This window comes from Microcoleus sp. B3-A4 (assembly GCF_036705385.1).
Lineage (GTDB): Bacteria > Cyanobacteriota > Cyanobacteriia > Cyanobacteriales > Microcoleaceae > Microcoleus.
Window position 1 is genome coordinate 1 of sequence record NZ_JAUBUI010000075.1, and the last position, 19,875, is coordinate 19,875.

At 46.1% G+C, this 19,875-nt stretch carries 20 protein-coding genes and 1 pseudogene; 9 read left to right on the plus strand and 12 right to left on the minus strand.

Annotated features, from left to right (window positions below):
- Positions 1 to 76: 76 nt before the first annotated feature.
- From QUB33_RS22965 to QUB33_RS23000, 9 genes and pseudogenes are all read right to left on the minus strand, one after another.
- Positions 77 to 511 (minus strand): annotated as a pseudogene (locus QUB33_RS22965) (ISAs1 family transposase); the annotation flags it as partial.
- 133 nt (positions 512 to 644) lie between these two features.
- Complete coding sequence (locus QUB33_RS22970; protein WP_333354750.1) at positions 645 to 1,283, minus strand: bestrophin family ion channel; 639 nt, start codon at positions 1,281 to 1,283, stop codon at positions 645 to 647.
- Positions 1,284 to 1,354: 71 nt separating this feature from the next.
- Positions 1,355 to 1,597: a hypothetical protein gene (locus QUB33_RS29715; RefSeq protein WP_445299549.1), complete on the minus strand. Its 243-nt coding sequence runs from the start codon at positions 1,595 to 1,597 to the stop codon at positions 1,355 to 1,357.
- Between the two features lie 363 nt (positions 1,598 to 1,960).
- Positions 1,961 to 3,625, minus strand: coding sequence for a PP2C family protein-serine/threonine phosphatase (locus QUB33_RS22975; protein WP_333354753.1), 1,665 nt, complete (start codon positions 3,623 to 3,625; stop codon positions 1,961 to 1,963).
- Complete coding sequence (locus QUB33_RS22980; protein WP_333354756.1) at positions 3,594 to 3,977, minus strand: MHYT domain-containing protein; 384 nt, start codon at positions 3,975 to 3,977, stop codon at positions 3,594 to 3,596. Before QUB33_RS22980 ends, QUB33_RS22975 begins: the two co-directional genes overlap by 32 nt.
- A gap of 364 nt (positions 3,978 to 4,341) precedes the next feature.
- Positions 4,342 to 4,596, minus strand: coding sequence for a SpoIIE family protein phosphatase (locus tag QUB33_RS22985; RefSeq protein ID WP_333354816.1), 255 nt, complete (start codon positions 4,594 to 4,596; stop codon positions 4,342 to 4,344).
- Positions 4,478 to 4,810: a hypothetical protein gene (locus QUB33_RS22990; RefSeq protein WP_333354759.1), complete on the minus strand. Its 333-nt coding sequence runs from the start codon at positions 4,808 to 4,810 to the stop codon at positions 4,478 to 4,480. The genes QUB33_RS22985 and QUB33_RS22990 overlap by 119 nt, the downstream gene beginning before the upstream one ends.
- Positions 4,767 to 4,895 (minus strand): hypothetical protein, encoded by a 129-nt coding sequence (locus QUB33_RS22995; RefSeq protein WP_333354762.1) that lies wholly within the window; start codon positions 4,893 to 4,895, stop codon positions 4,767 to 4,769. The genes QUB33_RS22990 and QUB33_RS22995 overlap by 44 nt, the downstream gene beginning before the upstream one ends.
- Positions 4,896 to 4,909: 14 nt before the next feature.
- Positions 4,910 to 5,461 carry a peroxiredoxin gene (locus tag QUB33_RS23000; protein WP_333354765.1) on the minus strand — a complete coding sequence of 184 codons (552 nt, stop codon included), beginning with the start codon at positions 5,459 to 5,461 and terminating at the stop codon, positions 4,910 to 4,912.
- 120 nt (positions 5,462 to 5,581) lie between these two features.
- On the opposite strand from QUB33_RS23000, the gene QUB33_RS23005 reads away from it, so the two are divergent.
- On the plus strand, positions 5,582 to 6,919 hold the full coding sequence (locus tag QUB33_RS23005; RefSeq protein ID WP_333354768.1) for a peptidylprolyl isomerase: 1,338 nt from the start codon (positions 5,582 to 5,584) through the stop codon (positions 6,917 to 6,919).
- 109 nt (positions 6,920 to 7,028) lie between these two features.
- Here QUB33_RS23005 and QUB33_RS23010 read toward each other — a convergent pair whose 3' ends face one another.
- The gene (locus QUB33_RS23010; protein WP_333354772.1) at positions 7,029 to 7,742 is read right to left on the minus strand and encodes a tetratricopeptide repeat protein; all 714 of its coding nucleotides are present in this window, start codon (positions 7,740 to 7,742) and stop codon (positions 7,029 to 7,031) included.
- Positions 7,743 to 8,335: 593 nt separating this feature from the next.
- On the opposite strand from QUB33_RS23010, the gene QUB33_RS23015 reads away from it, so the two are divergent.
- The 5 genes from QUB33_RS23015 to QUB33_RS23035 all read left to right on the plus strand — a co-directional run bounded on the left by QUB33_RS23015 (position 8,336) and on the right by QUB33_RS23035 (position 12,593).
- Positions 8,336 to 9,052 carry a pentapeptide repeat-containing protein gene (locus QUB33_RS23015; protein WP_333354776.1) on the plus strand — a complete coding sequence of 239 codons (717 nt, stop codon included), beginning with the start codon at positions 8,336 to 8,338 and terminating at the stop codon, positions 9,050 to 9,052.
- Positions 9,053 to 9,608: 556 nt separating this feature from the next.
- The gene (locus tag QUB33_RS23020) at positions 9,609 to 10,340 is read left to right on the plus strand and encodes a cytochrome c biogenesis protein CcdA (RefSeq protein ID WP_190655876.1); all 732 of its coding nucleotides are present in this window, start codon (positions 9,609 to 9,611) and stop codon (positions 10,338 to 10,340) included.
- A 270-nt stretch (positions 10,341 to 10,610) separates the two neighbouring features.
- Positions 10,611 to 12,023, plus strand: coding sequence for a cytochrome c biogenesis protein (locus QUB33_RS23025; protein WP_333354779.1), 1,413 nt, complete (start codon positions 10,611 to 10,613; stop codon positions 12,021 to 12,023).
- Between the two features lie 125 nt (positions 12,024 to 12,148).
- Positions 12,149 to 12,409, plus strand: a complete 261-nt coding sequence (locus QUB33_RS23030; protein ID WP_333198903.1) for a DUF4258 domain-containing protein — start codon at positions 12,149 to 12,151, stop codon at positions 12,407 to 12,409.
- On the plus strand, positions 12,396 to 12,593 hold the full coding sequence (locus QUB33_RS23035; RefSeq protein WP_015178821.1) for a DUF2283 domain-containing protein: 198 nt from the start codon (positions 12,396 to 12,398) through the stop codon (positions 12,591 to 12,593). Before QUB33_RS23030 ends, QUB33_RS23035 begins: the two co-directional genes overlap by 14 nt.
- 37 nt (positions 12,594 to 12,630) lie before the next feature.
- Here the strand turns inward: QUB33_RS23035 and queF are convergent, their stop codons facing one another.
- Positions 12,631 to 13,050, minus strand: a complete 420-nt coding sequence (queF, locus tag QUB33_RS23040) for a preQ(1) synthase (protein ID WP_006633986.1) — start codon at positions 13,048 to 13,050, stop codon at positions 12,631 to 12,633.
- A gap of 145 nt (positions 13,051 to 13,195) precedes the next feature.
- On the opposite strand from queF, the gene QUB33_RS23045 reads away from it, so the two are divergent.
- Positions 13,196 to 13,792 (plus strand): hypothetical protein, encoded by a 597-nt coding sequence (locus QUB33_RS23045; RefSeq protein ID WP_333354783.1) that lies wholly within the window; start codon positions 13,196 to 13,198, stop codon positions 13,790 to 13,792.
- A gap of 84 nt (positions 13,793 to 13,876) precedes the next feature.
- Here the strand turns inward: QUB33_RS23045 and speD are convergent, their stop codons facing one another.
- Complete coding sequence (gene speD, locus QUB33_RS23050) at positions 13,877 to 14,299, minus strand: adenosylmethionine decarboxylase (RefSeq protein WP_006633984.1); 423 nt, start codon at positions 14,297 to 14,299, stop codon at positions 13,877 to 13,879.
- A 163-nt stretch (positions 14,300 to 14,462) separates the two neighbouring features.
- On the opposite strand from speD, the gene QUB33_RS23055 reads away from it, so the two are divergent.
- Positions 14,463 to 14,717 carry a hypothetical protein gene (locus QUB33_RS23055; protein WP_333354785.1) on the plus strand — a complete coding sequence of 85 codons (255 nt, stop codon included), beginning with the start codon at positions 14,463 to 14,465 and terminating at the stop codon, positions 14,715 to 14,717.
- 121 nt (positions 14,718 to 14,838) lie between these two features.
- On the plus strand, positions 14,839 to 19,743 hold the full coding sequence (locus QUB33_RS23060; protein WP_333354788.1) for an ATP-binding protein: 4,905 nt from the start codon (positions 14,839 to 14,841) through the stop codon (positions 19,741 to 19,743).
- The last annotated feature ends 132 nt before the right edge of the window (positions 19,744 to 19,875 follow it).

The window sequence follows — 19,875 nt, forward strand, 5'->3', positions numbered from 1 at the left end:
ACTAATTATTAAATGGAACAGAAAAATAAAAAATAAAGGTAACTTAGTTAATGCAGTTTAGATGTTTGACAGCTTAAGAACCTCTAATACTTTTGCCATCGATGGGGATAATCTCGCCAACTATCGAACCAAGCATACTTTGAAGCCACTTCGCTAAACATTGTTCTAAAGCTTCAGGATTGATTCTTTCAAAGACTCGTCGAAAAGTATCATCACTCGGGATACCATTGGGTAATTCGAGAAATTCCTCTAACCATTGTTGTTTAGCGATGCCATAATTTTCCATGTCTTCCCAACCTTCTGCACCGCTAATGACGGCTAAAATAGAGATTACTAAAATATCTTTTAATAAGTGTTTTTGGGTTCTTTGAACTCTGGGGTCGGGGAGCTCTGCTACATAATTCAATAAATTGGCTTGGATTTCGCTCAGAGGTGTTAACTGTCGTTTTTCTGCTCTTTTAGCTTGAGATTTTACAGCGAGTTTCAATCTAGGTGCAAAACCCTTTGTCATTGTCTTTAACTCCGTTTCAACTTGATTGACTTTGTTAAGATTCAAACTTGATTATAGGTTTGAGTTTGCTCCACAGGTATAAAGTCTATTGACGTTTTTTTGTCAAGTACACTTTATACCAAATTAGATGAGCTTACCCTGATTGAATATGCGTTTTCCCTGTTGATGTTTCAATGCTGTCTTGCTTTGTTCCACCAGCAATTAATTCTTCAGTATCGTTGTGCAACTTTTTGCAAAGCCGATCCAGGGGAATATCGTTAGCATCATATCCAAAGGGATTTTCAATTTCTAAACCGATCGCCTCAATGCCAAACAACCCAAAAGCCACTACCCCAACAACGGGAATTGTCCACCATTGCAAATCTTTCACCATCTGAAAAGGCAGTGCCAAACAATATAAAAGTAATAGGTGCCGTAGGTGAATCGAATAAGCTTTTGGCATCGGCGCAGATAAAATGCGTTCGCAGCGAGACAGACATTCTACTAATTGATCGAGCAAGCGATTGAGGGAGGCAAATTGAATACTATCGATGTGCTTTTGGGTATACTGTTTTGTTAGATATCCCCCAATCCATTGCGTCACTTTCAATGGCATATTAGTTACATATTGCAACCCCGAACATTGTTCAGGAGAAAGAACATACTTTTTTAAGCCATCGTCAACTCCCGCGTATATTAAAGGCTGTTGTATTGCAATAAAAAAAGCCGATAATAAGCGCAAATAAGCTGCTTTTTCTGGACGATATGCTAAAGTTTTTTCGGAAGTTGTCATCCACATCTTTCTGGAAAGATTACGACCCGTAAATATCCTCGGATCTGCAATTTTTCAGCCATCCCAATTTTTTAGCCTGTATTTTTCTGAAAAACTAATAGTAATACTAAAACAATTACCGGGATTAATCCCGTTAAAATTGGTTGGCACAGACCTGGATATCCATTTGTGTAAATGATAGTAATGAGCGCAGCCATTACCATAATCAAAAGCACTTGGCTTTTGATATCCCGAATGACGGAACTTTTTAATTCTAGAGCTAGCTTAAACCAATTATTTCTGTCAAAATTTATACAAACTGCCTCAATTAGAATGGGACATTATTTACGCCTGATGGTAAAAAAAATTCCAATACTCAGAGCGAAGAAACTCGCTTAAATGATTACGTTATAGAGTTGAACAAATGGTTGCAAGATAGATACAAAGAACCAAGGCACAAGTGGCAAGATTCAGACGTATTAATCACAGGGACAAATCATAGTGATGATGGAATAACCTACGCTGAATTTAATCTATTTTTTTTTGTGAATGATATAAAGCTGGAAAATGGCAGAAGAGGCGATCGCGTTAGCAGTCAAATCTATCAAGAAGTCTTGCACTATATTAAATGCTGTCATACAAATTAATACTCCGAACAGTTTTGAGCTTTTGAACTGTAGCCCTACTTCCAGTTGCCGTTATCGATGAGCATCTGAAGCATCGCTTTGTCGCTTCAAAACCAGCAAGGTGATGTCATCAAATACCTTTTGCTTACCAATATGCCGCCGCAAATCGCCAATAATGGCTTCTTTAATTTCGATCGCCGATTTGTGCCAGTTCTCGCTAATTACTTCACAGAGTTTATCGACTCCATATTGCACTTTGTTGATATCTTTCGCTTCTGGTATCCCATCAGTGTAGAGGACTACTCCATCTCCCGTGTGTAGCTCAATGGAAATGTGACTGATGAACTTAACAATGTCATCGTCAAGAGCAATAGGAAAGCCCAAATCCATGGTGTCGATACGTTCTAGCTGTCCACCGTTTCGCACGACGAGCACTTCTTCGTGTTGACCGCTGACGCTGATGCGCCCTTGGGAGTAATTTAAAATCGCTAGAGTAAGACTTTTCTGGGAATTCATGCGCTGGACGTTTTTGTAAAGGGTGCGGTTGATCACATCCAGGAACCGAACGGGGTCTACTTCGGGGATTTCCTTGAGGGTGCGAACGGCGGTTTGCGCCATCAGCATCAAGATGCCACTTTCAAGTCCATGTCCAGTGACATCGCCGATGCCCAGAGTGACAACGCCATCGGTGTTTAAAACATCATAGTAGTCGCCGCCGACTTCATCGGCAGCCTCCATGTATCCAGCAATATCGAGTCCTTCAATTTCCAGTTCCTCAGCGTTTGGCAGAATCATCTGCTGCATTTGACGCACAATATCCAATTCCGCACCCATGCGAAGATTGTCTTCCTTGAGTCTCTCGTTGAGGGTATCTAACTTTTGCGCCGAGTCCGCCAGTTCCTCTATGGCTTGTTCGAGTCGATCGGATTGTACCAAGATCGATTGGTCAAAAACATCAAGCAACTGCCTCAAAGTCGCTACTTGGGATTTAAGCTGCGCTACCTCCTGCTCAGTGTTTCTTGTGAATATTTGCCCTTTGGCTGTAGCAGATTCATCTTTTTGAGCGAAGACAGCTCCTCGATCGAAGGGCAGCAGTGCTGTCTTGACGTTCAGCGCCAGAGTGCTGAACATCTGAACCGTGCTAATAGGAATCTGGACTTTCAAGAACATGATAATTGCAAACATATTGCCTGAAGGTAATAGACCACCAAACCCCAACACAGACTTAATTCCGAAGGGAATCACAAAGGAGTCCTGAGCGGGAATATAGGGGCTGCCAATCGCTTCAGGTACATAGAAGACGTTGTATTTCCTCTGCTCGATTTCTACCAAAAGATTCGGGTCAGGGTTGATAACTGTTTTTATATCTAAGCCGAGCTGTCTGATGAGTTGTGAGATCATCGGTAGCTGATCGACTACAGATTCGCTTATCAGTGGAATAGCCTTATGTCCAACGGATGTGTGTCTTGAGTTCCATTCCGTTTTTTCTCCTACTGTTGCCAGTGCAGTCATGCACTTCATGGCAGGCAAAGGGGGATAGTCGCCCAACATACTACGGGCATACTCGGCAAGTTCGACTTCTAAGTCTTCATAAGGGTGAGTTTTGAACAAACGGACTAGGGCGCAGGATTTCTCACCAGTTGGCTTAGTACAGAAATTTTCGTAAACATACCTAACAATTCTGTTACTCGCCTCTTCCATACTTTCAACCCGCAAGCCGAAATGGCGTAGAGCCAACCCGCATTCCGCCATGTCCCTTAAAGTGAATCTCGTCAAGTCGTACATCGGACTTCCTTATAGATTTGGAAATAACGGCAACTAAGAAAGACAGCGCCACAATCCAGTAATTATGGTGCATTTCGGCAGGTACTCGCATCGCCGCCATGCCAATATAAAGCATACTTTCAATGCCAGAACCCATGAGAATACCGGGGATTAACAACGAGAACCTATGTGCAAAACCTCGATGCAAGCTGTAGAAGGTGATACCAGATGCAATGACTGGGGCAAGCCAAAAGACAATCACAACAGGTAAATCGTAGGCGATCGCTACTGGCAGGTGATAAGCCAGCATTCCTATAAAGTGCATTGCCTAGATGCCCGTTCCCATTGTCAAAGAACCACCAATTAACCCAGCTAGGCGAATATTTTCACCTTTTTCTGGAGTCATTCTCCCAGTTAATTATAAGGTGATATAGGAGGAAAAAATGGCAATAATGATGGAAAATTTTCTATAAAAAATTGAATTTAATTGCAATTAATAGATGAAAATTAGAGAAATTTAGACGGTGAGTACAGCTTTGAAGAGCGCTTGAAATTTAGCCTTTTTCGTGGCAGTAGGTTTGAGGTATCGTACCACCACCTCGTAAATTTGACTGCTAACGCGATCGCCCCGACGACAATTTTCCAGTTTAATGTCATAAGTTTATTTTTTCGAGGTATTGGCGATCGATCTAAACCAATGCGGTGGCTGGAGGCTGTGACTTTTTTTCTACGCCTAACTCCATCCGCTTCAAAACCAACAATGTGATGTCATCAAACACTTTTTGAGTGCCGATATGTCGCCGTAAATCGTCAATCACCGCTTGCTTAATTTCTTGTGCCGACAAATGCCAATTTTGACTCACGATCGCACAGAGTTGCTCCCATCCATACTGGGCCATGTCCATGTTCTTGGCTTCTGTAATGCCATCGCTGTAGAGGACAATGCCATCCCCTGGCTGGAGATCGATCGCGACGAGTGCGATCGATCAAATCAGTGATATTTGCATCCAGGGCAATGGGCTGTCCTAAATCGATCGTGTCTAGCAGTTCCACCAGCCCTCCGGCCCGGGCGATCGGGGTTTCTTCATGTTGTCCGCTGATGCTGACTTTGCCATCAGTGTAGTTGATTGAGAATTGCCAGCGTAAGGTTGCGGTCAATGTTCATCCGCAGCACGTTCTTGTAGAGGGTGCGATTGCGGGTATGGAGAAAGCGAACGCGATCGGTTTCTCGTATTTCGTGCACTGTAAAACCTCGCATTACCCGTTAGTCTGCAATTCCCCCAAACGAGCTAACACTTCTTTAGAATGAATCGCCGGATTAATCTTCACAAAAGTTTCGCGCAAAATACCTTCAGGGTCAATGATAAAACTGTGTCGCGCGGAGATAAAACTCATCCAAGAACCGTAAGCTTTACTCACTTTACCATCAGTATCAGCTAACAGGGGAAACTTCAAACCTTCCGAATCGCAAAATTCCGCGTGGGAGTTGACATCATCAGCGCTAATACCAATAATTTGAGTATTCTTTGCCAAGTATTTCGGCAAGTCTTCTTGAAATCTCCGTGCTTCGATCGTACAACCCGATGTAAAGTCTTTCGGATAAAAATAGACTACCAGCCACTTACCGCGATAATCGGACAGAGACACTTGTCCGTCGCCGCTGTTTGTCGGCAAACTAAAATCCGGTGCGGCTTCATTCACCGCCGGAAGCTTGCCACCGAGGGCCAATGCAGGTGTGGCAAAATTGAAAATTAGAACAACTAGACAAATTGCCAATAAAGTGCTAAAAAACTTGCGACGGGACATCATAAATTTTAGAAGTAGAACTGTACTTAAGACAAGTTTACAGTTTTCTGATTAAATGGGTAAGGGCAATTCGCGGATTGCTTCTAAAACCCAAAGATCACTCACTCAAATAGCAATTTACCCATGAGCGCTGCACTCCCGTTAACAGGCAAAGCTATAGTAGTCCAGGTAATTAACGGTCAACCCGTTGCGATCGAAGTAGACGGCACTAATGCCCCGATTACTGGGGGAAATTTTGTTGACTTAGTGGAACGTGGCATTTACGACGGGGTGATGTTTCACCGAGTTGTGCGTCAGCCAGAGCCTTTTGTGGTGCAAGGAGGCGATCCGCGCAGCAGAGATACGACAATTCCAGCAAGTCAATTGGGAACGGGTAGTTTTATTGACCCGGAGACCAATCAGGCGCGTTTTATTCCTTTGGAAATTAAGCCGCAAGGGGCCGCGCAACCTGTTTACAACCAAGTTGTCACCCAGACGCCGCAGTTGCAGCACACTCGCGGGGCTGTGGCAATGGCTCGTTCTAATGCTTTGAATTCGGCTTCTTCGCAGTTTTATTTTGCTTTGGATGATTTGCCATTTTTGGATGGTAGTTATGCTGTTTTTGGCAATGTTATTCAAGGCTTTGAAACGGTGAATGCGGTGCAGCAGGGCGATCGCATTTCAACTGCAAAAGTCATTGGAGGAATCGTCCCCAGCCGGGTTTCTAGCATCATTAGCGATGTTAATGTACTCAACGATTTCATTAACAGTACCAATTTTGTAAATCTGCCTTTGCGAGCCCTCAGATTGGCCAACACCCCGAACAACTATCAAGTCACTTCCCAAGACTCTCAGCAAAATTCTAACGGTGTACTGGGAGGTAGCGCAAACGATCGCATCCTCGGTGCACCCACGGATGATGCAATTAACGGCAGCCAAGGCAACGATACCCTCACAGGCGAAGCAGGCGATGACTTTCTCAGAGGCGGCAAAGGTAACGACTCCATTAGCGGCGGTGTTGGCAACGATATTATCAACGGAAATCTCGGCGACGATAATCTCAATGGCGATGCTGGTAACGACTTTTTGCGAGGCGGCAGAGGAAACGATGTTTTAATCGGCGGCGATGGTAACGATATTTTACTTGGCGATATTGGCAGCGATACTCTCACTGGTGGCGCCGGGGCAGATACTTTTGTTCTGGTTACGGGTGAAATTCTGGAGTTGGATGCGTCGAGCGATATAATTCTTGATTTTAGGCCGGGAGATGGCGATCGTATTGGCTTAACCAGCCCTTTATCCAACACCTCATTCACCCAATCAGGCAGCAACACACTCATTCAATTTGGAGGAGCTACTTTGGCTGTGGTTCAAAATGCCACTCCTGCAGCAGTTCAAAATGCTGCTTTTGAAATTAACTTTTCTTCTGCTTACGTTGTCGATAGCTTGCCTTCCAGAGACGCCGCCTTGAGTATTGGCTAACTTTAACAAGACTGAGGCAATAATTATAGGTGTAGGGTGCTCTTCGGTGCACCTTACCTGATTATCAATGACCATTTCCCAATTCCCAATTCCCAATTGCCAAATTCTACTAACACCATAGCTTTGTAATTTGAGAAACTGCCTCTTGATAAGAATCCATTCTCCCCTGCAGCTTAAAAAGCCCTGCCGCTTTCTGAAAATCCTCAAATGCTCCCTCAACCTCTCTCAATTTATATCTAGTCAGTCCTCGGTTAAAGTAAGCTTTAGCAAAATCGCTATCGAGGCGAATTGCTGACTCAAAATCAGCTAGTGCTGCCAGGGAATTCTCCATTTGCAGGCGGATAGCACCTCGGTTAAAGTAAGATTGAGCTACATTAGGGTTGAGCAGCAGTGCCGAGGTGTAATCTGCGATCGCCGCTGTATAATGTTTTAAACGAGTCAGCATAAACCCCCGATTGCTGTAATACTTGGCTCGGTAAGGATTGAGTTCGATGGCTGTAGTTAAATCTTCGAGCGCAGATTGTTTGTAGCCTAATTTGTAGCGTGCCACACCGCGATCGTTATAAGCTGACGCGAATTGCGGATTAATGTTAATTGTGGCAGTAAAATTTTTAATAGCGCCGTGCAAGTCTTGTTGTTCGAGATTTTTTAAACCCTTAGTGTAAAACTTTTTGGTAATAACTTTTAAATTTGTCTCTTGTCGGGATTCAGCTTGCTCCCCCGGAAATACTTTGCCTGCAATATTAGTGAATCCCAAAGATTCGATCGAATTGAAAATAGTTGTGACAACTAATTGGCTGGGAAGAAGGGGGATAGTAGGCATGGGAGGAGTGGTGTTCAACTGTATGCTCTTATTTTCCTCCATACTTCAGCTACTGACAGTGATATCCGTAGTGTCAGGAACGTGATAAGTTTGATGAGATTTGGTGATGCTGGGGCTTGAGTTGTGTGATGAAAGTTGGGCTTAGTTAGTGATGACGATCGCAATTGTGAAAAAATGCGTCTACAACCCTTTAAATATAAGCTTTTCAGGCGAGCTGGGCGGTTTATTTCTTCCCATATTGAGCAGTTCCTACCGGGATTGTTTGCAGGTATGCCCCTGGGAGAGCGATTGCAACTGCCTGGAGCAAGTATTACTTTGTAGCGATATTGCACTGGCAAATCCCGAGCCAACTTGCGGTTATCTTATACCAGGTTTTTAGGAAAAATATTAGTTTGGCAGCGACGCATTTGTGAATCAACCGGGTTTCTAGCTGAAAGCGGGTCTAACACAACCTGAATTAAGTTTGTGCCTGCGCCAACCCTGATTAACCTTTCACTACACTAATATTTTTGAGTAATCTTGCTGAGGGAAGTTGCAAATTATTTGCTATGCTTTGATTAGACATCAATAATTAATGGCGCAAATTAGTGTCAATGAAAAGAGTTATGAGGCTGAAAACTTTCTTCGCTGCATTGTTGGCGATCGTCCTGTTCACTCTCTACTTAACTCCTCCTGTGATGGCCGCAAGTGCGGAGGATTTGAGTCACCTATTAAAAGATAATTGGTGCGTCAGCTTTCTGTGGAAGCAATGCGATTTGAACACTGTAGATTTGCGGGGCGCTAATCTCCAAGAAGCTAATTTGAGCGGCGCTAATTTGAGCGGCGCTAATTTGTCCGGTGCTAACTTAAAAAATGCGGATCTTTCTGACGCCGACCTCACCGGCGCTAATTTAGCAAATGCTGAGATTTTAGGCACGGATCTCAGTCGAGCCAATTTGACCGAAGCTAATTTCAACGGCACGAACTTGTGGGATGCTAATCTGACTTTGGCCAATCTGAGCCGCGCCAATTTACAAGATGCTAATGTCTTAGATTCTCGACTTTGGGGAAGCAATCTTACCCAAGCTAATTTAACGGAGGCGACGCTGCACGGTGCTGACTTGCAATATGCTAATTTGGCAGACACTAATTTAACAGGTGCTGACTTGCACAGCTTCTTTTTCCGAGGTTCCAAACAAGTCACAAATTTGAGCAATGCTAATTTAGAAGGCGCTATTTTAACGGGAGCAAATCTCAGAGGTGCGGTGCTGGCAGGGGCAATAATGCCTGACGGGTCTATTAATGAAGAAAGTGGCTTTAATTTAAAGTAGAGTTAAATTAAAGTCTGTTTGAATACTTTCAAGGACAGGCTTTTGCGCCGATTTCGCGGTCAAGGAATTATCTGGTGCAATAGGCGGCGCCCGTTGCCAACAGCTTGTTGAGGATGCTGTCAAGATATCAATTTAAATCAGGGTGCGATCGACCTTTTAACTCCCAAGCTGCGCCCGTTGCCAACAGCTTGTTGAGGATGCTGTCAAGATATCAATTTAAACCAGGGTGCGATCGACCTTTTAACTCCCAACCAGTAAATCTCGCTAAAATCTTAAATTTCAAACCTAACCTGCGCGCATCTGTTACAATTTTCAACAAAGCCAGAACAGCCGCGAACCTTAAGTCACCTGCCTAGGGGTACCAGCGCCCGACAGGAGTCGTGAAGAGCAAAAATATTAGATATTTAGTTTAAACTCTCAGATTCATCTGTAGAGTCTCTCTAAAATCTAAAATCGATCGGCTGTGGAGTCAATCTAAAATCTAAAATCTAAAATCTAAAATCGATCGACTGTGGAGTCAATCTAAAATCTAAAATCTAAAATCTAAAATCGACTGATGGAAACCCTGCAAACCCAACTTTACGAACTCGCACAATTTGCTAATAATTTAGTAAATACTCAACTGACAAACCTCAGTTTAGTCAGCGTCGGAGTGATATTTCTGGCAGGGTTGCTAACGAGCTTAACGCCCTGTATGCTTTCAATGTTGCCGATCACGATCGGCTACATCGGTGGATACGAAGCAAAAAGTCGCCTGCAAGCAGCAGCCCAGTCTGCGTGGTTTTCCCTGGGATTAGCCACCACCCTTGCGGGTTTAGGTATTGTAGCATCATTTGCCGGACAAGTTTACGGCAAAATTGGTCTGGGTTTGCCGATTCTTGTCAGCATTATTGCTATTCTAATGGGGCTGAATTTACTCGAAGCTTTACCCTTACAAATGCCGTCTTTCGACGCTGTGGGGTGGGTGCCGAAAGATTTGCCTGCGGGCGTGCGATCGTACTTATTGGGCTTAACTTTTGGTTTAGTAGCGTCTCCCTGCAGCACGCCGGTTTTAGCTACACTCTTAGCTTGGGTTTCCAAAACGGGGGATACAGTTTTAGGTGGTGTGTTGCTGCTGTTTTACGCTGCTGGCTACGTCGCTCCGCTAATAATAGCAGGTACTTTTACTGCCAGCATTAAAAAGTTGTTAGAATTGCGTCGGTGGTCGAGTTGGATTACCCCTGTTAGTGGCGTTTTGCTAGTAGGATTTGGCGTTTTCTCTCTGCTTTCCCGCCTCCTTCCCGCTTAAGTTTAGTAGTAAGGACTTCCGTCTTTATTTAAAGATATAGCAATCTCTACTGCATGGGTAAATCAAGTTTTTTTTAACCAACCGCGAAGACGCGAATAACACGAAGGAAGAAAGAAAAGAGAAAGAATTCAAAATTGATTGAGACTGGCTCGATAAAAATAATAATATTTTATTCATTTTTTGTTTTTCCCTCCTCTTTCTTCTTTCTCCCTTCTTCCATCCGTTACATCCCGTACATTGCTCGTTGCCGAACTTTCTTCATAATTACCAATGACATCAAAAGAAGTATTTCTATCTAAACTATCAAACTGGGTGACTGCCCCTCAAAGGTTTTTCAAGCGAGAAATCTTGCCGGTGCTAGCAGATTTGCGACTGGCAATTATCTTGCTGCTGACGATCGCATTTTTCAGCATTTCCGGCACCGTTATCGAACAAGGTCAATCAGTACCCTTTTACCAATCTAACTATCCAGAACACCCCGCTTTGTTCGGCTTCTTAACTTGGAAAGTTGTGCTAATTGCAGGACTAGACCACGTATACCGCACTTGGTGGTTTTTGTCAATCCTAATTTTGTTTGGCAGCAGCTTAACAGCTTGTACATTTACCCGACAATTTCCCGCATTAAAAGCCGCCCGCCGCTGGAAATTTTATGAAGAACCAAAGCAGTTTGAAAAATTAGCTCTCAGTGCGGAATTAGAAACAGTTGCTTTAAGTTCCTTAGAACCACTTTTGCAGCAAAAGAACTACCGCATATTTCGAGAAGGCGAAAAAGTTTATGCTCGCAAGGGAATAATTGGCAAAGTCGGCCCGATTATTGTTCACGCCAGTATGCTAATTATTTTAGCTGGGTCGATATGGGGCGCAATGACGGGATTTCTAGGTCAAGAAATTGTTCCCAGCGGCGAAACATTTCAGGTGCAGAATATCCTGGATGCGGGGCCTTGGGCGGCGCCGCAAATACCGAAGGATTGGTCGATGCGAGTTAATCGGTTCTGGATTGATTATACTCCCGAGGGCGGCATCGACCAATTTTACTCTGACCTGTCAGTTTTGGACAAAACAGGCCAAGAAGTCGATCGCAAAACCATTCACGTTAACGAGCCCCTCAGATACCGGGGAGTCACATTTTATCAAGCAGATTGGGCAATAGCTGCCGTGCGAGTTCGCCTCAACAAAAGCCCGGTTTTACAATTGCCAATGGCTCAGCTAGACACCCAAGGTAACGGCCGAATTTGGGGTGCTTGGATTCCCACAAAACCAGATTTGAGTGCGGGAGTTTCTCTGCTAGCAAAAGATTTGCAAGGAACGATGTTAGTGTACGGTACGGATGGCAAATTGTTAACTACAGTTCGCGCAGGCACGGCGGTAGAAGTTAACGGAGTCATGCTGACAATTGACGAAGTTGTAGGCAGTACGGGATTGCAAATTAAAGCCGATCCGGGGATTCCGATCGTTTATACTGGCTTCGGGTTGCTGATGCTGAGCGTGCTGATGAGCTATCTGTCTCACTCGCAGATTTGGGCTTTGGAAAAGGACGGCAAACTATACGTCGGGGGGCGCACAAATCGCGCTCAGGTGACTTTTGAAAGAGAAGTTGTGGAGATTTTGGACAAGTTGGCCGAATCGAAAAAAGAGGAAGAAAAGAGCGAAATAGCGCCGACTTCTCTAGCGAATCAAAACTAACCGTAGGGTGCCCTAGGCGCACCTTACACCAGGTGAAAAACGGATAATTAAACAGGAAATAAAGTAGGGTGCGCTAGGCGCACCTTACACCAGGTGAAAAACGGATAATTAAACAGGAAATAAATGTGATAAAAAGGATTGAGTTCAGTCAACACGCCTTACTAAAAATAGAGATTCTAGAAAGTCGCGGGGTTACAATATCAACAGATTTGATTTCTGAAACTATCAGAACCCCTAGTAAGTTAGAAGCAAGTGGTGAAGGAAAGTTTATTTGTCAACAGAGATTGAATGGACTTGTCCTAAGAGTAGTTTACCAAGAATATGATGATAAAATTTTAGTAATTACTGCTTATCCTGGTAAGAGGTCAAGATATGAAAAAGATTAGATATAGCCCTGATGTAGATGCGATGCTGATCGAAATTTCCGATTGCCCGATCGCTTATGCCGAAGATGAAGGGAACATGATTCTGCACTATTCTAGCAGCGGAGAACTGGTGTTGATTGAAATATTAAATGTCAAACAATTTATGTCATTAGAATCTCTCTCCGATGAGATCCCTACCCGCTAAAGCGGTTCAAGCGGGCGGACACTCACAGGGACTGCACCTACTTCTGATGCGACACCTCAATCACGGTGTGGACGTTCCCCCGCGGCGAAAAATCGCCCTTAATCGTCGCTTCCAGCGGCGCGCAAGCTGCCACAAAATCGTCTAAAATTTGATTGATCGATTCTTCGTGAGAAATGTAGCGATCGCGATAACTGTTAACGTACAGTTTCAGCGCCTTTAACTCTACCACCCGCTCGTCAGGCACGTAAGTAACGTGAATTGTCGCAAAATCTGGATAGCCAGAAAAGGGACACTTGCAAGTAAACTCCGGCAAAGTAATGTTAATCGAGTAGCGCCGCCCCACTCGCGGATTCGGGAAAGTAATTAACTCGCCTTCCAAAATCTGGCGTTCGCCGTATTTCATTTCCTCGGTGCTTGACTTTTGCGACATAGTTTGTTCCGGTGCGTAGTTGTTCATAGCGATTGACTAAAAACTTGTAACATTAAATTAAATTTACGTTCAATATATGTAACAAATATCTTGACGAATTGTGTTGCGATCGATCTAATTGCAAATACTCTCAGGCTAAACTAAAACAAGCTCACCCTCGCCATCTACAATTATGCAAAATACTACCTTATCTGACAATACTTCCCCTGAAAACTCAAATAGTTACTCTCCATCGGTACCGATTTCCCTCTATCGAGAAGTCACGGCAGAGCTGCAAGCAGCCCAAGCGATGGTGGACTCCCTCAAAACCCACAATCAGCAATTAGTCCAACAAAATCAACAACTGCGGCGAGAAGTAGAAACAGTAGTTCAAGTATCCCAACAGTTACAGCAAGTAGTCAACTCGGTTCAGAGCGTCACCCAGACAGGGATGCCTCAAATGCCGTCAGTCAAATTCAATTTCAGCGTTCAACCTCCGCCCCCACCACCTCCAACCTCGCAGACTAATTCTGCCGTACCTCAACCACCTCAGACAGTGGCTTTCCCATTCCCACTACCGGAACCGGAGCCAACACCCGCCTCGATACCGCAGCCACTTCCCGAAAAATTATTTACAGAGGTGCCGGAAACTCCTTACCGTGTCCGACCTCAACTCAAAAAAACCTCAGACTTAAGTGGATTGTGGTTGGCGATCGCGATTTTTCTGATTGTGATTGCAGCTTTCGGTGCAGGTTATTTAGTTGTCCGCCCTTTATTAATTAAAAAGTAAATTCCAACAAGAATCCCACGACTCCAGCCGTGGGATTTTAAACAAAACCTAGCATAAATTGTTCAAAGTTACGCTAATTGGCCATCATCCTCTGGCGGCACTCGTTTCTACTGAACGAGGGGCATACTGCTCTTCACAAGCAGAACCTACGATTCCCACCCCTGGCTCGAAACCGCGCGTGAACTCAGTGAGTTTTACCTGTTTAGCTTCCAAAGCGGTCTGTAGCACCTTCATGGCTCGGTGAGGGTCGCCGGCTCCGCAGAAAAATAAGTCTGCTGCAAAATAACCGTGTTCAGGCCAAGTATGGATTGCTATATGAGACTCTGCCAAAGTAGCAGTAGCTGTCACTCCGTGAGGACTAAACTGGTGTACGCACAAATCGATGAGAGTAGCTCCTCCGGCTTCGATCGCATCGAGAATAGCGCGGCGGATACGTTCAGGATCGTTAAGCAAGTCTCCAGGAGACTGCCAAGCATCAGCGACCAGATGGGTTCCCAATTGTTTCATTCTGCGGGGTTTTACCTCTATTGATGTTAAGTCTCAAACCTTTTAACGTTAGCACGATGTCAAAAATTTTGCAAGTATGTTTCACAAAGAAAAATGAAGATTAGGAGAAATACCTACCACCAAGCGCTGGCTTTATGGTGGGGTCAAACTGTCTCACAGGCAGATGCCACTCACTAATGGAATTCGTATTATTTCAGTGCTGCCTTTTTCTTCTCAAACCACCTTTTTTGATTCAAGCGATCTCTGGTTTCTATTGGCTAAAAAAACCAAAGCTCGCTCGTTCCGGCTGTGGCGGAATTTATATGATATCCAAATGCCACAGATGGACGGCTATGCTCTCATGCGTAAAATTCGCCAGATTCTAGACGATCGCCCGGCGGGCCGATTCCAGCGCTCGCTCTGGCAGCCTATGCTGTAAAAGTTGACCAGCAACAGGCGATCGCCGCTGGGTTTCTGCGTCACCTAGCTAAACCCCCCCCACCAGCAGACCGAGTTAAGATCGTTGCCCGTTTCTGTGGGCCCAATGGAAAGACAACCGCATGATCCAGCAGTATCAACTCGTTGAACAGATTTTTGCAGGCAATAGCGAGATGGCGATGCTGATGCGATCGCACGATTGGTCGCTTTCCGCCCTTGGTGCCGTTGAAACCTGGCCTCAAAGCTTGAAAACCGCGATTCGGATCATCTTAGGCTCTCGCTACCCCATGTTCGTCTGGTGGGGACAGCAGATGACCAAGTTTTATAACGATGCTTACATTCCTGTCCTCGGCAAGCGACATCCGCAAGCACTAGGTCAGCCTGCCTCAAGGGTATGGGCTGAAATATGGGACACGCTAGGGCCGCAAGCAGAAGCGGTTTTGAACCAGGGACAATCGACGTGGAATCAAGAATTGCTTCTGGTAATGGAGCGCAACGGGTATACAGAGGAAACCTACTTTACCTTTTCCTACAGTCCGGTGGCGAATGATGATGGCCCAGTGGGGGGCATTTTCTGCGCCTGTAGCGAGGACACTCAGCGCGTTTTGAGCGATCGCCGCTTGGCAACGTTGCGCGAATTAGCAGCAGAAACAGTCACTGCCAAGACCGTAGAAGCAGCTTGCGAGATTTCCGCCACCGTATTGACCAATAATGCCTATGACATCCCGTTTGCGCTGTTTTATCTACTTGATGGCGAAAGCGAGATCGCACGACTCGCGGGTACAACAAGGTTAGCAGCCGGAACCCTTGCCTCTTGTGAGGCGATCGAGCTTACATCCGCCCAAAAGTGCCAGTGGCAATTGAAGCAAGTCATGGAGACGGGCGAAAGCAGAATCATTGAAGATTTGGAGGCGCAATTTGGACTTTTACCGGGCGGCGCGTGGTCCAAATCTCCTCATCAAGCGGTAGTTCTACCACTAGCCCGATCGGGAGAAACCTTCGGGTTCCTGATTGCTGGAGTGAGTCCGCTTAGAACGTTTGATGATGATTACAAAGGTTTTTTTGACTTGATGGCAGGGCAGGTGACAACAGCGATCGCCAACGCCCAAGCCTATGAAGCAGAACGCAAACGTGCCGAAGCATTAGCTGAGTTAGACCGTGCTAAAACCACGTTTTTTAGCAATGTTTCGCACGAATTCCGCACGCCGCTGACCTTAATGCTGGCTCCTTTGGAAGAGGCGATCGCGAATCTGGATGGAACAATCCCACCTCAAGAACGCGAACAATTACTACTGGTGCAGCGCAATGGAATGCGGCTGCTCAAACTCGTCAATAGCTTGCTCGATTTCTCACGCATCGAAGCAGGTCGAGTGCAGGCAGCTTATGAACCTATAGATTTGGCAACCTATACGGCGGAACTTGCCAGCACGTTTCGATCGCTGATTGAACGGGTGGGAATGTCGCTAATTGTTAACTGTCCACCCTTGCCAGAAGCGATTTATGTCGATCGCGAAATGTGGGAAAAAATCGTTCTCAATCTATTATCAAATGCCTTTAAGTTTACCTTAGCAGGAACCATTACTGTTCGATTGCAGTGCGTAGAAAATTGGGTTGAATTATCAGTTGCAGATACAGGAGTCGGTATTCCCTCCGAAGAAATACCGCATTTATTTGAGCGATTTCATCGAATCAAAAACTCGCAAGGGCGGAGTTTTGAAGGCTCTGGCATTGGGCTATCGCTAGTGCAAGAACTCGTCAAACTACACAGTGGAAAGCTGGATGTCAGCAGCACTTTTGGGGAGGGAAGTTGCTTTACGGTGACGATTCCCACCGGAACAGCACATCTGCCGCCGGAGCGCATTGGTGCCAGTCGCACGTTAGCATCAACGGCGTTAGGTGCGATGCCCTATGTTGAAGAAGCTCAACGCTGGTTGCCAGAAGGCAAGTTGAGATTGCCGATTTTGGATTTTGAATTAGACAATAATCCTACAAACTTAAATCAGGCACCAGCCGATCGGGCCGCTAAAGCGAAAATCTTATTGGCAGATGATAACACTGATATGCGCGATTATATTCGACGACTCCTGAGCGGTTCTTATACTGTTCAAACCGTCGCCGATGGCGTTGCCGCTTTGACCGCTCTAAAGAAAAATCCCCCTGATTTGGTATTAACGGATGTGATGATGCCGGGGATGGATGGGTTTGAGTTGTTGCGATCGCTGCGTTCTAATCCCGCAACCCAAGACATTCCCATCATTCTATTATCAGCCCGCGCAGGCGAAGAATCTCGCATCGAAGGACTCGAAGCTGGAGCCGACGACTATCTGATTAAACCATTCTCGGCGCGCGAACTGCTGGCAAGGGTAGAAGCAAGTTGGAAGCTGGCACGGCTGCGGCAGGAAGCCACTGTGCGAGAGCGAACCATTCTGGGGCGCGTGACCGATGCGTTTATGGCACTGGATCTCGACTTTCGCATTACCTATGCCAACGAAGCCGCACAACGAGTGTCGCGAACTCCTTTAGAAGCAATTCTGGGCAAAACGATGTGGGAAGCCTTCCCAGGCACGATCGGCAATCAGTTTGAATTCCAGTATCGCAGAGCGTCCAGCGAGCAGGTTGGGGTGGACTTTGAGGAATATTATGCTCCGTTTGATTTGTGGGTTGAGGTTCACGTTTATCCTTCACCGACTGGGCTGTCTCTTTTCTTCCGGGATATCAACGATCGCAAAAAAATTGAGCAGGAACGGGAACGGTTTCTTGCCGTCGGTTCAGATTTGCAAGTGATTACGGGCATAAACGGGCATTTCCACTGGGTCAGCCCAACCTTTGAACGAACCCTCGGCTGGACACCAGACGAAATGACATCCCGCCCCTGGACTGAGTTTGTCCACCCGGACGACCTGGGCACCTCGGTTTCAGAAGCCGAAAGTCTGTTCTCCGGTAACGAAACCTTTACGTTTGAAAACCGTTACCGCCACAAAGACGGTTCCTACCGCTGGTTGCTCTGGAACGCCCAGCCGTACCCAGGCGAGCAAGTGATTTACGGCGCTGCCGTTGACATTACCGATCGCGTGCGCGTCGAAGACGCTCGCCAACGGGCAGAACAAGCCTTGCGTGAAAGCGAGGATCAGAGCCGGAATATTCTGGAGAGCATTGCTGAAGCATTCTTTGCCCTGGATGAAAACTGGCGGTTCACCTACGTCAATCAATTCGCCGAAAAACTGCTCGATCGCATTCCGGGTGATTTGATTGGCAAGAATTTATGGGAAGAATACCCAGGACTGATTGGCAGCGAGTTTGAGCGGATCTATTGGAGCGCAATGCGCGATCGCGTGCCTGCATCAATTACGGCGTTTTATCCCGACCACGATCGTTGGTACGAATTCCGCACCTACCCTGCCGCACAGGGAATCACCGTTTATTTCAGGAATGTCACCGAGCGAATTCAAGCGGAAGCAGCCCTGCGCCAATCGGAGGAACGCTATCGAACGCTGTTTGAGTTGATCGATGAAGGCTTTTGCGTCATTGAGATGCTGTTTGATGCCAATGACACGCCGATCGATTACCGCTTCTTGGAAATCAATCCGGCGTTCGAGCAACAAACGGGACTTCGACAAGCCACTGGTAAAACGGCGCGTCAGTTAGTCCCCGATCTTGAAGACCACTGGATTAAGATTTACGCTCAAGTCGCCCTGACAGGTGAAGCTGTTCGGTTGGAGAATGGCTCTGAAGCAATGAACCGTTGGTTCGACGTTTATGCCTGCCGCACCGGGCAGCTAGAAGCGCGAAAAGTTGCCGTCGTGTTCAAAGATATTAGCGATCGCAAGCGCATCGAAGCCGAACGAGAACAAATCCTACAACGAGAACAAACCGCACGGGAAGCCGCCGAAACTGCCAACCGAATTAAAGATGAGTTTTTGGCGGTGCTGTCTCACGAGTTGCGATCGCCGCTCAATCCCATTCTCGGCTGGTCGAAGCTGTTGCAGCAAAGCAAACTTGATGCGGCAAAAACGGCTAGCGCCCTTGCCACGATCGAACGCAACGCGCGACTCCAGTCACAACTGATTGATGACTTGCTCGACATCTCCCGCATTCTGAGCGGCAAACTGAGTTTGAATCGGATGTCCGTTGATTTGAATATGGTGATTTCGGCCGCCTTGGAAACCGTTCGACTGGCCGCCGAAGCCAAGTCACTGCAAATTAAAACCACCTTTTCACCCTCCCAGGGAATGGTAATCGGCGATTCCGGGCGTTTGCAGCAAGTAATCTGGAATCTTTTATCTAATGCAGTGAAATTCACGCCTCAAGGCGGGCAAATTACCGTTAGGTTAACCCAAACTAGAACTCATGCCCAGATTCTTGTCACCGATACTGGAAAAGGCATCAATCCTGAGTTTCTGCCTTATGTGTTTGAGCATTTTCGGCAAGAGGATGGAGCCATAACTCGTAAATTTGGGGGTTTGGGATTGGGGCTGGCGATCGCGCGTCAAATTGTGGAACTGCACGGCGGCAAAATTTGGGTTGAGAGTAGGGGTGAAGGACAGGGAGCCACCTTCACCGTTGAACTTCCCCTCTTGCATACCGCGAATCCGGTTGAAGAAGTTGCCGGCCGGGCTGAAGCTCGATCTGACGAGATCGAGCTGGCAAATCTGCGCGTGCTGGTGGTGGATGATGAACCGGATTCACGCGAGTTTGTGGCGTTTGTAGCCGAACAAGCGGGAGCCAAAGTGACTGCTGTTGGGTCTGCGAGCGAGGCATTGCAACTGCTCTCAACCACACCCTTCGATATCCTCCTGTGCGACATCGGAATGCCAGAGATGGATGGCTATATGCTAGTGCGGCAAGTGAGAGCTCTACCACCACAGCAGGGCGGGCAAATTCCGGCGATCGCCCTGACTGCTTATGCTGGAGACTTTAATGAGAAACAAGCTCTTGCTGCTGGGTTTCAACGTCATCTTGCAAAACCTGTCGAACCCAATGAGTTAGTCGAAGCAATCGTGACATTGCTAAGCAGACTGCATCGCTGACTCCGAATTTTAATAGATTGTCGATCGCAGACAATCTATTAAACCAGCCCCCCACAACCAATAACTGACTGCGGACTCCTGAATTCTTTATTGTTAAAAGTTTTGAGTTTTGAATTAAAGATTCTTTAACTT